This window comes from Roseobacter sp. S87, assembly GCF_055693285.1.
This window is the reverse complement of sequence record NZ_JBVFTR010000004.1, coordinates 2370075-2385191: the sequence shown is the minus strand read 5'-3', so window position 1 is coordinate 2385191 and position 15117 is coordinate 2370075. Positions and strand designations below refer to the sequence as shown.

Below are 15117 nucleotides of genomic sequence, written 5' to 3'. Positions count from 1 at the left end.
GTCAGTCTCCCGACGCAGAATTCTCACTCAAAAAATTCTCCGTGCCGAAACGACAGCGCCGCTTTCGACGGTCAACGCCTGATGACATGATGTGGACCGAAAACCGCAGATCAGACCCGGAAAGGGATTCAATCCTGGAAAAGTGGCGGGACGCTGTCCGCGACAGAGAGCGACTGCTTGAAGCGCTGAATGCCTACCCGGATCCGATTGTGATTTACGACGCGGATCTTCATCTTGTGCACTGGAATGAGGGCTACGCTGCATCGGTTACTGACAACCCCGAAGATCTTGTCGCGGGAATGCACCTGCGTGATGTGTTGCTCAAAGCGGCTGCAAACGGACGGTACCCGCATGCGACGGGGCGCGAAGATGAATGGATCAGGGAAGTTGAAGCATCCGTAAGAGCGGAACAACAGTGGGAAGATGTAGAGCTTGACGGCGATGTGCATCACCGGCTTCTGCGTTCCAGATCCTCGGGCGGTGACTATGTTGTCATTCGGTTGAACTCCACTGAGTTCGTGCGCCAGAAGAGGTCTGCAGAAGCAGCGGAAGCAAGGCTGATCGCCGCATTGAACGCCTATCCGTCTCCGTTTGCCATCTATGACACGGATGACTGTCTGGTTGTGTGGAACGATGCCTACCGGGATTCTATGACAGATGATGAGGATGGTCTGCGTGTCGGAATGCATCGCACCGAGGCCGCTTGTGTTGCCATCAGAGCGGGCAAAATCGCAGAAGCAATCGGGCGGGAAGAAGAATTTATGTCTGATGCGCACCAGCAGGCTACGGTGGAAATCCCGGTTCAGGATCTGGAACTGACCGGTGATATCCATCACCGGATCCTGCGGTCGCGGGCCGAAAACGGCGATCTTGTCATTCTGCGGATTGACACAACTGAACTGGTGCGCGAACGCCGGGCTGTGGAGCAATATGCGGCGCGCCTTGAGACCGCGAACAAAGAGATCACCTACAAGGCCGAACATGATGACCTGACCGGGTTGGGAAACCGCAGGCATCTGACAGAAAGGTTCGCGGAATTCTCCGGACGGCGCAGCGCAAAGGGCGGGGAAATTGCCGCGCTTCACATAGATCTCGATCGCTTCAAGCAGATTAATGACACCATGGGTCACGCGGCGGGCGACAGGGTGCTCGTGGAAACCTCTGAGAGAATTCGCCGGCACACAACAGGTGATGACGTAATTGCGCGGATCGGTGGTGATGAATTCGTTGTACTGAAGTACCTGGATAATGACAGCAATGAACCTGAGGAACTGGCGAGGACGCTTTTGCTGGAACTGGCAAAGCCAACCCTGTTTGAAGGCCGGGAATGCCGGTTCGGCGCCTCCATTGGGCTGGCGCGCACGCCTCTGAGCGACGTTGACGCGCTTCTGATCAACTCAGACGTGGCTCTCTACAAAGCAAAGAGGCATGGTCGCGGGCAGCTGGGTATCTTTGACAGCTCAGATCTGCAGGAGCTGCACCGGAACAAGGCGCTGGCCGATGATATTCTGCGGGCAGTTGAAGGAGCTCAGTTTGTCCCGTTCTACCAGCCGCAGGTGGATGCGGTGACGGGCAGGGTGGTCGGGCTGGAAGCGCTCGCGCGATGGGACCACCCGCAAAAGGGCATACTGGCGCCTGATGCTTTCCTGTCCGTTGCGACGGATCTGAACGTAGCCGCAGACATTGACAGGATGATTTTTGAGAAGGCCATAACTGAGTGTCAGAGCCTGTTCGGCCAGATGCCCGACCCGCCGTCGCTGTCTTTCAATGTCAGCGCCAAACGGGTTCATGACGGCGATATTGGCGCAATCAGGGACCTTGTGCACACCTATTCCGGCCAGGTGGCTTTCGAGCTGCTCGAAACGATTTTCCTCGAAGAAGAAAACGACGATTTCCTCTTCCAGCTCGACTGTCTGCGGGATCTTGGTATTGCGATCGAGGTAGACGATTTTGGCAGCGGTCGTGCCTCGGTGGTCGCACTGCAGCGGATCGGGCCGGATCGTCTGAAAATTGACCGCCGGCTTGTCTCGCCGGTTACCGAAGATGGCAACGGATTGCGGCTGCTGCGTTCGATTGTGGACATTGGCCTGGCGCTGGAAATGGGCGTGACGGCAGAAGGTGTGGAGACACGGGAACAGGCTGACATTCTGGCGCAACTTGGCTGTGACCGTCTTCAGGGGTTCTTTTTTGCGCGTCCCATGCCATTTGCCGACCTGGTGGCACACCTGGGCATGGACGATGAGGACCGCAACCGCGCCTGAAGCAGGCCGTCAGCGCAGCAAAAAACCGAGAAATCGACCACCAGCGATCCGCGTCTCGGCGGCAGTATCTGACTATACCAGCGGCGTTGCCGAAACTCCGTATTCCTGTGCCATGCGGTCCAACACCTTTGAGCAATGCGCAATGTCTTTGGAGGCATTGGCCCGGATCCGGTACAGACCTGCCATCCTTCTTGGCAGCGGATACCAGCGGTCCAGATCAAGACCACAGCGGTCCAGCAGCATCAGAGGCAGGGTCTGAACCGCGATCACCTGATTGAGATATGCCTGGGCTGCCGATGCGCCGACCCACAGATTGCGGTCGATGCGGAAAAGCTGTTCGTGATCCAGCGTATAAAAGCCCCGTCCCCGCAACTGATCCCGGAACAGCAGGTGGATCAGAAAGAAACCGGAAACACTGGTCAGAAAATGGAAAGCATCCCGCGGGTTGATGCTCAGAATCGTGCCATGATCTGAAAGGCAGGGAACGCGTCGGGCTTCCAGCGCATCGCGGAAAAAGCTGCCGGTGCAGTTCACAAAGATACTGCCCGACGCGGCGCTGACAGACTGCCCTGACCTCAGGTGCAGGTCGACCCCGGACGCAGTATCCGTCACATCCTCAAGGTATCCGCTCAGTTTACATTTCAGCCCCGCTGATATCCGCGAGAGCTCATCTTCCGACTGCAGGCCGTAGAGGAAAACGCCGTTGTCGGCGTCCGGTTCTGTGGAGTACTTCTGCCGGCAATGCGAAACCACGGCATCTCCGTTTGCGCCGTCAAAAACCCGCGCCAGATCGCGGAACAGCCCGGACACCAGAATGCCGGATGTCCAGCGTTTCAGCCCTGTGGGGATGTATTTTGTGCGGTTCAGAAAGCTCGTGCCGCGTCCGTTGATCAGGCTGACAGGGCGTTTCGGGTCCAGCTCAAGCGCCGCCAGAACCGTGTCCATGCCGGTTTTGCCACGACCGGCCACAAAGACTTCTGCGTCCGGGTGGTTTTCGAGCGTTTTGCGCAGGTCCTGCGGTACAATCGAGAGGACCCTGTCGCTGGAGAATTCGAGTGGTTGCGCGACGCGGTAATTCAGCCCCGGCGCATGGATGACGCGCTTTGCCAGCAGGTGTCTCAATGCCCCGGGGTCACCGGTCGGGTGACAGGTCACTTCGGCATAGGCACCGTCCGGGCCCATCCTCTCATGGCATGCGGTGACATGCTGTCCGAACGCAGTTTCCAGCCGGACAGCTTTCGATACCGGTTCCAGTGCTGACGCCAGATGGTTGCGCACCTCGTCCCGCCGGGCGAGATAGTCGCGGGGTTTGTTCCAGCCCCACTTAAGATTGCCGACCGTGAACATCGGGTGGGGCTGATGCAGCCGGACATAGTCGTACGCAGTGTTCCACATGCCGCCCGCGGTGTCTTTTTCATCCATCAGCAGGACCCGGGCGTCCGAGGCCAGATAACCGGTCGCGGCGAACAGCGCGTTCAGGCCGGCAACGCCTGCGCCGATGACAACGAGATCATAGGTTGTCTGATGTGACTGCGTGCTGTCCCTTCGGTCAGGTTTTTCGTCGAACATGGGTCCCCCTCCATCCTCCGAAAAACATTAACACGGATTTGGAGCGGTGTCCCCGGCGGGAGATGTCCGCAGCTCGGGCACCGGCGCGTAAAAGCTGATCTCAGGGCTCGTCAGGCACAGGTTTTGGCGGACCGGATGGCCCCTGGGCAGCCTCCTGCGCGGCGCCTGCAACGGCACTGCGCTGCTCCGGGGTCAGCGCCTCACCACCCTCGATCTCTACTTTGACGTTCCGCTCGGCCATTCGGATGCCATTGGCTTCAAAGATATCACGTACCTTCTGGTAGGCGTCCCGGCGCACCAGCCACTGCTCGCCGGGTTTGGTCATGAACTTGACCCCCACAACCATATTGAATTCTTCCATGCGCCGCACGCCCTGGGATTTCAGCGTGCTGAGAATGGATGGCCCATAGTGCTCATTGGCGGCCAGGTCAGCGCCGACCTTCTTGACCAGTTTCTTCACGAGCTGCAGATCGGTATCGAACGGCACCCGGAACTCAAGCTTCATAATGACCCAGTCACGGCTGTGGTTCGTGAGGCTTTTCAGCTCGCCATAGGGTACGGTGTGCACCTTGCCACGGTGATGCCGGATGCGCATGGACCGCACCGAGATGCTTTCAACTGTGCCCATCAGGTCGCCCACTTCGATGTATTCACCAAGGCGGAAAGCGTCATCAATAAGAAAGAAAATACCCGCCACAATGTCGCGTACCAGCGATTGTGTACCAAAGCCGATGGCGATCCCCACGATGCCCGCACCGGCGAGAATTGGCGCGATGTTCACGCCTGCTGCGCTCAGAACACTCAACGACACCATGATCAGCAGAGCAACCATCAGAATGGTGCGCAAAAGCGGCAACAGGGTAATCATGCGTGCCTCAGGACCGGGCGCCTGACCATCGACAGGCGGCTCATAATCGGCAACGCGTTTGTCGATGACGGTCTTTGCCCAGGTCCAGATCAGATCAGCGAGCAGTAGCGCCACGATGCTGTCGATGAGCACTTCCAGAATGCGGCCCAGCACACTACGGTCGGCGGAAAGATCAAAGATGTCTACACCCCAGGCGGTCGACAGCAGAAGCACAGCTGCCATCAGGAACACAAAACGCGCGCCCCGCTGCACGATCGGGCGTGTGGCGGCGTAAGGATCCGCAAATTCCGGAAGCTCCGGTTCGTCGTCGGTTTCCGCGTCCGGGTCCTCTTCAGTGGTCTGCGCCTCGCGGGCCTGAAGGGCACGCGCCATCTGCTGTTCGTGCAGAGCGGAGGTTGACTGATCGAAAAAGTGGTTGATCCACTCACACATCAGTTTCAGGCCGGGCACGACCATGCCAAGGACTGTGACCGCCCACATCAGGCCGAAAAGGCCGACCAGCCACAGGGCAAACACAAGCCCGGTCAGGACGATGAGGTAGTTGCGCCAGAAGGTCAGCCGTCGCGGATCGGCCGGCACGTCGCAAAGCGCCGGGACGCGGCGGAAAGCGGCCCAGACAGAGGCCCACGTGACCAGCAGCACCAGAAACGCAAGAAAAACGGTCTGCGCCAGAGCGACCGCCGTCAGGCTGCCATCAAGGTCTGCCTCGCGCATCTCTGCAACCCGGTTCAGCATGTAAGAGAGCGCCAGCGCCAGCACCACAGCAAGGGTCAGCAAGCGGACAATGTTGTGCAGGTAGCGCGCCACCGGCGTGCTGTAGGGGACTAGTCTCAGTTCGGGCGCATAGGGCGCCTGAAAGAACAGGGATATGGTTGTCACCACGCGGAACAACAGCACCATCACCAGAAAATCCAGCACCAGAGCTTCGACAAGCGGGTGCCAGTCAAAGGCATCGAATGCGCCGATGCTGCCGATAGCGAACACGGCCAGACCGGCGAAAATGATCGCGGCGCGCACGGCGGCACCGGTCAGTTTTTCGAGCGGCGCGTCCTTGGGGGCCTGCTCCATCCGCAGAAGCGGATAGCGCATGAACTGCCGGTACAGCCATTCCAGGCCAAGACCGATCAGCAGAAACGTCAGAATGTAGGTGAGCGACCGGACTTTCTGGGCATGCGACAGTTCGCTTACCCAGACATCCGTCAGCAGTGCGGGCATCTGGGGCACGATGTTCCACGCCAGCGCCAGCGACTGCGCCCGTTCTGTGATCCGCGCCAGCTGCACTTCGAGCTGTTCGCGCAGGCTCAGAACCTCGCCGTCAGCAGGCAGGCCTGCATCATCAATGCTGGTCCGCAGCCAGTCCTGGATACCCGGATCGCCCAGCAGCCGGAGAAATTCCCGCACGTCATTGGGCGAGGGGTCCGGAATGACCACCTCTTCCGGGGCGGAGGCACCGGGCACAAACTGGGCAGCTGCCGGGCCGGGCAACCACATCCAGGTCAGAACCGCCAGGAAAAACGCCGCCAGAAATCTCACGTTGCACCCGCTGGAATATCGCTGTCCTTCAGGGCGCGCGCATCCTCCAGGTTGGAATAATCTGCCTCGATGACCCTTTCGACCACCAGTTCTCCGGCTTCCGGTTTCAGCTGGCAGGCCAGTCTTTCCTCCGGCGTGGCCTGCCAGCGGGCCAGTACCTTTGCCTCTGCATCTGACGGCGGCGGCAGGGTCTCGCTGCCGGACAGGACCCGCACCCGGCAGGTGCCGCACCGGCCACGGCCTCGGCAGATGTTGGCATGTGGCAGATTATTGGCGCGCGCCATCTCCAGCAGCGTCAGACCGGTCTCCGCCTGAAAGGTCGCACTTCTCCGGCCCGCGTAGGTGACCGTCAGCGGGTTGCGCACAGATCTCTGCAGTCTGATCCACCGCGCCAGCAGAACAAGTGCCACGAGGCCGAGCGAAATGCGTGTGGCCATTTCGGGCCGTTCCTTGGCCTGCGCGATGATCGCGGGGATCCTGTCAGGATCAACGGTGGGGCCATTGGCGTTCGGGTCGTTCTCCAGCACGAACCCCGCGCCGCCTTCCTCAACAGGAATGATCTGGCGACCTGCCTCGACATACCCAAGCATTGCGAGGATCGGCAGAGCGACAACAAAAGGGTAAAAGAATTTGCGCGCCCGCACCGCATCATCGCGGGACTGCAGCCAGGTGAAAACACCGATGGCCCCGTGAATCCAGGCGACCACGAGCATGATGACCTGCTGCAGACCATCCAGCGGCGACACGACCCAGAACTGGCCCAGAACGATGGCATATGTCGGCTCAAGGCCGAGATCCTTGATGGCCATAACACCGAAAACATGCATCCCCAGCAAGGGGATGATCAGAACCCCCGCGACCAGCTGGAGCATGTCATAGGCCGGCAACCGCAGTGTATTGCGCCAGTAGAGCGAGGCGAGTGCTACCAGAAAATGCAGGACCAGAGATACCTGCAGCAGCACTTTGAGCGGGACAAAGGAGGACCAGACGCCGCTGAGTATCCCGCGCCAGTCTTCCATCATCTGAACAGAATGCAGCCCAAGGGCCAGATTTGTCAGGTGCATGGTGATAAAGACGAACATGACCATGCCCGTCCCGATCATTATTCTGAGCCGCAGTTTTGCCCCCCGGGCGCCGGCGGTGGCGGTCGTGGCCATCCTGGCATTCCTTTTTGCGCTTTGGCCGCCTCGGATACGGCTCGGTGCGCCTGACCCTGTGACAGAAAAGGGTGTCAGGTCAAGCCGGTAGCCACCCGTCGGGTGCGCGGGGGCCGGCCACCCGGCGCCGGAACGGGCCGCGGATGATGCCTGAAACGAAGGCTTTCCGGGGCAGCGGGCCGGTGTTTCCTGAAAGGCGAAAGATACGCCCCGGGTCAGTGCGCCGGCGCATGGGACCAGAATTAAGCAGACAGTAAGGCGGGGCTGCTACGCCTGTCCCGGGGAAATGAGTTCGGGGATCACAGGTCGTGATTGGGTTCAGGTCAAAAAAATCCGGTGTGCCGGTGTATATTTTTGCCAGCATGGTTGTGGCTGGCGTGGCCGCAATTGGATTTGTGCTGCTTCTGTCCATGTGGATGGCCCGCGAGGCAAACCACCAGGCGGCGGATCACATGCGGCGCCTTGTAGACAGTGCAGTTGCTGGGTTTACCGGCCGTGTCGAACTGACGAACGTGGACTTCGCCTATTGGGAAGAGGCTTACTACGCGGTCGTTTACAGGGACAAACCGTGGATTGAATCAAACATAGCAGAGAGTGTTTCGCAAACAGGCGTGATGCAGATTGCGCAGATCACCGACGGTTCAGGTGTACCGCTTTACGGCTACTCACCGGCAGATGATGCTGACCAGGCAGCTGTTTTGCCCCAGCCGGTCATTGACAGTCTGGTCAACAGACTTCGTACAGGGCCGACGGAGCCTGAAAGAACGGTCGTCGGCGTCGCGGAAACAGATGGCGTGTCCTATCTTCTCGCTGCGAGCTACGTTTTTGCTTACGACCCGGCCGAAATGAAGCCGGGCGTCCCGCCGGTTTTGATTTCCGGGGTTGATCTCTCACCGGAACGGCTGCGGGAAAAGTCACAGGAATACCTTGTTGACGATCTCCGTCTGCAGCCGCTGACCGCGCCGTTGCCGGACGCCTATGGTGCCCGACCGCTCCTTGGTCCGGATGGGACGCCGGTGGCAAACCTGATCTGGCAGATGCCGCGGCCTGGTGATGCGTTGCTGGCAACCGCATTGCCCGCAGTTGGCGGTATGTCTGCCATCCTTCTGGTGGTCGTGCTGATCGTCGCGCGCCGGTCCTCAGGCCTGGCCTCAGAAATTGTCAGCCAGCGTGAAGACGCAAGGTCGACCGCGCGCACAGACGCGCTGACCGGGCTGCTCAACCGCATCGGCTTTGAAGAAGTCACTGCACGCAGGGAAACCGCTGACTGGATCCGGCGCGGCAGCGTCGCGCTTCTCTACCTGGATCTGAATGAATTCAAGGCGATCAATGACCAGCTGGGACATGATGCCGGTGACAGGGCGCTGATTGAGACAGCAAAACGTCTCAGGGCCGCCGCCCGTTCCCAGGATGTTGTTGCCCGGCTTGGCGGGGACGAATTCGTCTGCCTGCTGGTTGGCGCAGACCCCGAAGGTCTGGCACGGGACTTCTGTGTCCGGCTGACGGAGAAGACGGCCGTGCCGGTGGATCTGGATGGCCAGATGCGTGTTGTGCGCAGCTCAATCGGCGTCACTGTCGGCCGCAGGGGAGACAGCCTTGAGGAACAGATGGTGCGGGCGGATGTCGCCATGTATCATGCCAAGCGCTCCGGAACGTTGGAGCCTGTTTTTTATTCCGAAGATCTGCGCGATGCGCACAGCTGGCAGAAATCGGTCGAGGAACGCCTCAGGCTGGGTCTAACAGATGCCGCGAGCGGGCGTTCGCCGTTCCGGATGGTTTTTCAGCCAGTGGTGAACGGCGCGGATGGTCACTTTCTGTATGCCGAAGCTCTGCTGCGGTGGCGTGATCCGTCGCTGGGCCAGGTTGGCCCCGATGCCTTTATCCCGATTGCGGAGGCGCGTGGCCTTTTGCCTGAAATCGGCACCCACGTGCTGGCCGAATGCTGCGACGTTCTGGCCAGCCGGCCTGATCTGACACTCAGCGTGAACATATCGCCGCTGCAGCTGATCGACCAGCAGTTTGCCGACCGTGTGCTTGATATCACCCAGGCCGCCGGGGTCGCTCCGGAGCGGCTCATTCTTGAACTGACCGAGAACGCGCTGATTGATGTTCCGGAAACAGCCCGCGCGCGCATCGACACGCTGCGGTCGCATGGGTTCCGTTTTGCGCTCGACGATTTCGGCACCGGATATGCGTCGGTCAGTTACCTTAAACATTTCCCGATTGAGATCCTGAAAATCGACCGCAGTTATCTGGCACAGATCGGTACGTCCGCACGCGCCAGAGCGCTCTTTGAAACCTTTGTAAATCTTGGCCAGACGCTGGGCATGGATACGGTTGCCGAAGGCATTGAAACCGCCGAACAGGCAGAAACTGCCTGCCAGGCGGGCTGCACGATGCACCAGGGATTTTACCATTCCTATCCGTTGTCTCTGAAGGACCTCGACAGTTTCATCGCCCGACCGGGCACAACCGGTTCGGACGCCAGACAGCCCCGCGCAGGCTGAAACTGACAGGCCGGCGTCATATGAGCCGGGACATCAGGCAGAAACTCCGTGTCCGGCCGGACACCTCGGGGGCGCACACACCCTACCTCAGAAACATACGCATCCGTCTGGAATCTTGCGCGGGGAACAGCCGCCGTTCTGCCCGCCGGACGGCCTCGCTTGCCAGATCGCAGACTTACCGCTTAGGTTGATCGGGCGACAAAATTTTCAACAATCACTTTCATATCCGTCGCCTGCAGGGGGGAAATATGCTCGACCAGACACCAAACGCCGAAGTGGAAAAAGTGCTGGGTGCACTCGACAGTGCGCTGACATCACAGGACGCGGCCGCTGCCGCAGCGCTCTTTACTGAAGACAGTTACTGGCGCGATCTCGTATCATTCACCTGGAACATCAGAACGATGGAGGGCCGCGAAGCAATAGCAGACATGGTGGCTTCGCAGGTCGCATCCGTCGAACCATCAGGCTGGCGCATTGCGGACGGCGAAGTGGCCGCTGAGGATGGCGGGATCACCACGGCCTGGATCAGTTTTGAAACCGGCGTTTCACGCGGATACGGCCTTATCCGTCTCAGGGATGGCCTGATCTGGACCCTGCTGACCTCGATGGTTGAACTGAAGGGACACGAGGAGCCCATGGGTATGGAGCGCCCGCTTGGCGCAAAACATGGCGCAGGCAAACACCGCCCGACCTGGAAAGAAGAACGTGAAAAGGAGGCCGCGGAACTCGGCTACACCACTCAACCCTACACCGTGATTATCGGTGGCGGGCAGGGGGGTATCGCGCTGGGCGCGCGGCTCCGGCAGCTGGGTGTCCCGACCATTATCGTCGAAAAGAACGACCGCCCCGGCGACAGCTGGCGGAATCGATACAAATCGCTCTGCCTGCATGACCCCGTCTGGTACGACCATCTGCCCTATCTGCCGTTTCCGCCGAACTGGCCGGTTTTCGCACCCAAGGACAAGATCGGCGACTGGCTCGAGATGTATACCCGCATCATGGAACTGAACTACTGGACCCGCACCACCTGCAAAAGCGCGCAGTTCGATGAACAAAGCAAAGAGTGGACGGTGACGGTCGACCGCGATGGCGAAGAGGTTGTGCTGAAACCCAAACAGCTCATTTTCGCCACGGGTATGTCGGCCAAGGCGAATGTGCCTGACCTGCCGGGGATGGACAGTTTCCGCGGGGACCAGCACCACAGTTCGCAGCATCCCGGGCCGGATGCCTACAAGGGCAAAAAGGCCGTTGTGATCGGCTCCAACAATTCCTCGCACGATATCTGCGCAGCGCTCTGGGAGAACGACGTTGATGTGACGATGGTGCAGCGGTCCACCACGCATATTGTGCGCTCTGAACCGCTGATGGAGATCGGCCTCGGCGATCTGTATTCAGAGCGCGCGGTGGCGGCGGGGATGACCACCAACAAGGCGGACATGATCTTTGCCTCGCTGCCTTATGCGATCCTGCACGAATTCCAGATACCGGTGTATGAGAAGATCAAAGAGGTGGATGCTGACTTCTATGCCGGGCTTGAAAAGGCCGGGTTCCGGCTGGACTGGGGGGCGGACGGCTCCGGGCTTTTCATGAAATACCTGCGCCGCGGTTCGGGGTACTACATTGATGTCGGTGCCAGCCAGCTGATCATCGATGGAGAGATCAAACTGGCGCATGGTCAGGTCACAGAGGTCGTTGAGGATGGCGTTTTGCTCGATGACGGCACGCGGCTCGAGGCGGATGTGATCGTCTATGCAACCGGCTACGGTTCCATGAATGGCTGGGTGGCGGACCTTGTGGACCAGGAGACTGCGGACAAGGTGGGCAAAGTCTGGGGTCTGGGGTCTGATACGCCCAAAGACCCGGGCCCGTGGGAAGGCGAACAGCGCAATATGTGGAAGCCGACCCAGCAGGAAGCGCTCTGGTTTCATGGCGGCAACCTGCACCAGTCGCGCCATTACTCGCAGTTCCTGTCGCTGCAGATCAAGGCGCGGATGGAAGGCATTCCAACACCCGTATATGGCCTGCAGGAAAGCCATCACAAGTCCTGATGCCAGAACTCACTGGCCGCCCGTTTATCTGTGACGGGCGACCAGAGCTTCGACCTCCGCGCGGTCCGGCATCGACGGTGCCGTGCCGGGCCGGGTCACCGAAATACCGGCAGTGGCACATCCATAGAGCGTGGCCTCTGCCGGCGTTTTCCCGTCTGCAAGGGCTGCCGCAAACCCGCCGTTGAAAGCGTCGCCCGCACCGGTGGTTTCGACAACCGGGCCGGCCGTGATCGCCGGCACCAGACCGTGCCCCCACAGATAAGCGCCCTGTTCGCCCATGGTGATAATCGGCGTGTCCACGCCTTTGTCGTGCAGGACCCGGCAGGCCGTTTCTGCGTCATCGGCTGTTGACACGGTCACGCCGGTCAGCGCTTCGCACTCCGTCTCGTTAGGTGTCACAAAATCGCAAAGCTCCAGCATGCCGTCGGGCAGCGGTGCCGCCGGTGCCGGGTTGAGCACCGTGCGCACACCGGCGTCGCGGGCAATCTGCAGCCCACGCATCGCAGCGTCCATCGGCTGTTCCAGCTGGGTAACAAACACATCTGCCTGCCCGATCAGTGCGGCCTGCGCATCAAGGTCTTCGGGCCCGATCAGGGCACCTGCGCCAGGGGCGATAATGATCGCATTGTCCCCGCTGGCGTTCTCAACAAAAATATGAGCGGCACCTGTATAGCTGTCGGGCACCTCTGTGATGTGCGGATGCACGCCAGCCGCGGCCCATGTGTCCATGGCCAGTTTGCCGAAATCATCCCGCCCCAGGCGCGAGATAAAATACGTCGCCGCACCTGCCCGCGCCGCTGCTACGGCCTGGTTTGACCCTTTACCGCCGGGTCCCAGCGCAAAGGCAGTGCCCATGATCGTCTCGCCCATACGCGGCATCCGGTCCGCGCGATAGGCTGTGTCGGCCACAAAGACCCCGAGAATGACAACCCTGCCCATGATCAGCCCGCATCCGGCGGGATCACGCCTTTGCGCAGGGCAAAGCATCCATAAAACCGCCGTTCCCCGGTCTGGATCACCGCATAGGCCTGTTTCGCCCGGTCGTAGAAATCAAACCGCTCGACACCGATCATGGTCGGCCCGCCCGCTGCGGTCACCTCTGCCTGAACCTCTTCCATAACCGGCAGAATAGTGTCGGGCTCACCGACCACTTCCATCCTTGCGGCGGCGTCGTCCACGAATGTGTCGATGGGGTATAGCGACAGTACCGCCTGAACGACCTCCGCGGCCGGGCGGTCAATCCGCAGGACATGCCCCAGAACGGTTTCCTGCGCGACACTGTTGGAGGGAAAATTGGTGTCCGCGATGATCAGATCATCCCCATGGCCCATCGCCCGGAGCGCATAAAGCACATCCGCGTTCAGAATAGGGTTTACGCCTTTGAGCATGTTTTATTCCTCCTGAGTGTTCAGCTGTTTGCGGACCGTATCCGCCATCGCCCGCCCGATTGCCTCATGGGCCTGCGCACTGAGGTGAATGCCGTCGACCGGATCCACTTCGGCAACAGAACCGGCATTGAAAAACCCCACACCGTGGCGCGTTGCCATCTGTTCCAGAATTGCGGGTAACGCTCTCGATTTCGCAGCAGCACCGGCAAAAACCTCTTCGAAAATGCCGGTCTCTCCGGCGCCCGCCGGGGCCGCGACGATCACCGCCGGGGCATTGCCATCGGGTCCGGCATCAGAACGGCCGATGTCCTGAATAAGACGTTCAATGCCAAGGGCAATATCAGTGGCCGATACGCCGAAACGGGCTTTCAGATCATTGGTACCCAGCATCACAATAACCAGATCAAGGGGGCGGTGGCTTTCCAGCAGCACCGGCAGCGCCCGCTGCCCGTTTTTGTGCGACCCCTCGATGGGGTCGTCAAAAACCGCCGTTCTGCCCGGATGCCCTTCTGCGATGACGTCCCAGCCCGCACCCAGCTCCCGCGCCATCACGTCGGGCCAGCGCGCCTCGCGTGGAAATCTGCGCCGGTCGCCCCAGAACTGCATGGCCCGCGTCCCATGCGTATTGCTGTCACCAAAACACAGAACAACGGGCATGCTGTCTATCCGATCCGGCTGCCGTCGGTGGCATCAAACAGATGCAGATGTTCGGGATCCGGCTTCAGACGGATCTGCTGGCCTGCCTCAAAGGCATGCCGCTCCCGGAAAACCGCTGTCACATCCTGGCCGTTAAAATTCAGGAAAACCATGGTCTCGGATCCGGTGGGCTCAACCACTTTCACTTCCATCGGCAATCCATCGTCCGACAGGATCAGATGCTCCGGCCGGACACCCAGCTGCGCAGGACCATCGCCGCCAGGTCCCGGGAAAAGCTGCCCGGCGACCATCACGCCACCCTCTGTCAGTTCGCCCTGCAGCAGGTTCATCGACGGTGCCCCGATAAAGGTCGCCACAAATTCATTCGCCGGGTTGTCATATAATTCAAGCGGCGAACCGATCTGCTCAATCCGGCCTGCCTGCATCACGACAATACGGTCCGCCAGCGTCATCGCCTCAATCTGGTCATGCGTCACAAAAACGGTGGTGGTCTTCAGCCGCTGATGCAGCTCCTTGATCTCCGTCCGCATCTGAATGCGCAGCTTTGCGTCGAGGTTCGACAGCGGTTCATCAAACAGAAAAACCTGCGGGTCCCGCACGATGGCGCGCCCCATGGCGACACGCTGGCGCTGCCCCCCGGACAGATGCCGGGGCTTGCGGTCCAGGTATTCCGTGAGGCTCAGGATCTCAGCGGCCTCGCGCACACGCCGGTCAATCTCGGCGCGGTCAACTTTTGCGACCTTAAGGGCAAAGCCCATATTCTCGGCCACCGATTTGTGCGGATAGAGCGCGTAGGTCTGAAACACCATCGCAATGTCCCGGTCCGACGGGGGCAGATTGTTCACCACACGATCCCCGATGGCGATAGTGCCGCTGTTGATCGGCTCAAGACCGGCTATCATGCGCAGCAGTGTTGACTTGCCGCATCCCGAGGGGCCCACAAGGGCGACAAACTCACCGTCCTGAATATCGACGTCGAGCCCGTGAATGACCTCGACCGCACCATAGGATTTGCGGATATCCTGGATTTTAACGTCAGCCATTCAGCATTGTCCCCCCACCTTCGGGATGATGCTAGCCAAAGGTCTCTGAGCTGTCCACGCCCCCCGGACAGCTTTTGTTGACTCGT

At 60.1% G+C, this 15117-nt stretch carries 10 protein-coding genes; 3 read left to right on the top strand and 7 right to left on the bottom strand.

The features are described 5' to 3' along the window. The first annotated feature begins 86 nt into the window (after positions 1 to 86). Positions 87 to 2261: a putative bifunctional diguanylate cyclase/phosphodiesterase gene (locus tag ACZ1HA_RS12625; protein ID WP_472714120.1), complete on the top strand. Its 2175-nt coding sequence runs from the start codon at positions 87 to 89 to the stop codon at positions 2259 to 2261. 72 nt (positions 2262 to 2333) lie between these two features. On the opposite strand, the gene ACZ1HA_RS12620 is transcribed toward ACZ1HA_RS12625, so the two are convergent. From ACZ1HA_RS12620 to ACZ1HA_RS12610, 3 genes are all read right to left on the bottom strand, one after another. Continuing rightward, positions 2334 to 3830, bottom strand: a complete 1497-nt coding sequence (locus ACZ1HA_RS12620) for a hypothetical protein (protein WP_472714119.1) — start codon at positions 3828 to 3830, stop codon at positions 2334 to 2336. Between the two features lie 100 nt (positions 3831 to 3930). Beyond that, a complete protein-coding gene (locus tag ACZ1HA_RS12615) occupies positions 3931 to 6231 on the bottom strand; it encodes a mechanosensitive ion channel family protein (RefSeq protein ID WP_472714118.1) in 2301 nt (766 codons plus the stop codon). Continuing rightward, entirely contained in the window at positions 6228 to 7388 is a 1161-nt protein-coding gene (locus ACZ1HA_RS12610) for a 2Fe-2S iron-sulfur cluster-binding protein (protein WP_375230216.1), read from the bottom strand. The genes ACZ1HA_RS12615 and ACZ1HA_RS12610 overlap by 4 nt, the downstream gene beginning before the upstream one ends. A 344-nt stretch (positions 7389 to 7732) precedes the next feature. Here ACZ1HA_RS12610 and ACZ1HA_RS12605 point away from each other — a divergent pair, with 344 nt between their 5' ends. After that, a complete protein-coding gene (locus ACZ1HA_RS12605) occupies positions 7733 to 9895 on the top strand; it encodes a bifunctional diguanylate cyclase/phosphodiesterase (protein ID WP_472714117.1) in 2163 nt (720 codons plus the stop codon). Between the two features lie 248 nt (positions 9896 to 10143). Beyond that, complete coding sequence (locus ACZ1HA_RS12600; protein ID WP_472714116.1) at positions 10144 to 11943, top strand: NAD(P)-binding domain-containing protein; 1800 nt, start codon at positions 10144 to 10146, stop codon at positions 11941 to 11943. 24 nt (positions 11944 to 11967) lie between these two features. Here the strand turns inward: ACZ1HA_RS12600 and ACZ1HA_RS12595 are convergent, their stop codons facing one another. From ACZ1HA_RS12595 to ACZ1HA_RS12580, 4 genes are read right to left on the bottom strand one after another with little or no spacing between them, the layout of a single operon-like run. Continuing rightward, positions 11968 to 12882 carry a ribokinase gene (locus ACZ1HA_RS12595; RefSeq protein WP_472714115.1) on the bottom strand — a complete coding sequence of 305 codons (915 nt, stop codon included), beginning with the start codon at positions 12880 to 12882 and terminating at the stop codon, positions 11968 to 11970. Positions 12883 to 12884: 2 nt separating this feature from the next. Further along, complete coding sequence (locus tag ACZ1HA_RS12590) at positions 12885 to 13331, bottom strand: RbsD/FucU family protein (protein WP_472714114.1); 447 nt, start codon at positions 13329 to 13331, stop codon at positions 12885 to 12887. A 3-nt stretch (positions 13332 to 13334) separates the two neighbouring features. Beyond that, positions 13335 to 13988 (bottom strand): SGNH/GDSL hydrolase family protein, encoded by a 654-nt coding sequence (locus ACZ1HA_RS12585; protein WP_472714113.1) that lies wholly within the window; start codon positions 13986 to 13988, stop codon positions 13335 to 13337. Between the two features lie 5 nt (positions 13989 to 13993). Further along, a complete protein-coding gene (locus tag ACZ1HA_RS12580; RefSeq protein ID WP_472714112.1) occupies positions 13994 to 15031 on the bottom strand; it encodes an ABC transporter ATP-binding protein in 1038 nt (345 codons plus the stop codon). Positions 15032 to 15117: the final 86 nt, after the last annotated feature.